At 41.1% G+C, this 604-nt stretch carries 1 pseudogene; it reads left to right on the forward strand.

Going from position 1 to position 604, the window contains the following annotated elements:
- Positions 1-547 (forward strand): annotated as a pseudogene (locus HT719_RS10000) (IS630 family transposase); the annotation flags it as partial.
- Positions 548-604 lie beyond the last annotated feature (57 nt).

Below are 604 nucleotides of genomic sequence, written 5' to 3' on the forward strand. Positions count from 1 at the left end.
TCTTCCTACACACGTGATGACTTTTATCAACTCTTGAAGCGCCATGGTTGGCGAAATATTAGGCCACGTCCAGAACATCCCAAGAAAGCAGACGTTCAAACCATTGTCGCGTCTAAAAATAAAATCTCAATTCAAGAAGACAAGAAAGCGCTTTAAAACCAGTAGGCATTTTCGTAAGGTTCGCTTGATGTACCAAGATGAGGCTGGTTTCGGTAGAATCAGTAAACTGGGATCTTGTTGGGCTCCAATGGGAGTAGGTTCACATGTCCATAGTCACTATATACGAGAATTTTGCTATTGTTATGGAGCTGTTGATGCCCATACAGGCGAATCATTTTTCTTAATCGCTGGTGGATGTCATACTGAGTGGATGAACGCCTTTTTAGAAGAGCTTTCACAAGCTTATCCAGATGATTATCTTTTACTCGTTATGGACAATGCCATATGGCATAAATCAAGTACCTTAAAGATTCCGACTAATATTGGCTTTACCTTTATTCCTCCATACACACCAGAGATGAACCCCATTGAACAAGTGTGGAAAGAGAAAGGCATCACGTGTGTAGGAAGAACCTAACTCCTTTGTATAAGCCTGAAATAAGGC

The organism is Streptococcus sp. k-378 (assembly GCF_013277505.1).
Lineage (GTDB): Bacteria > Bacillota > Bacilli > Lactobacillales > Streptococcaceae > Streptococcus > Streptococcus pseudopneumoniae.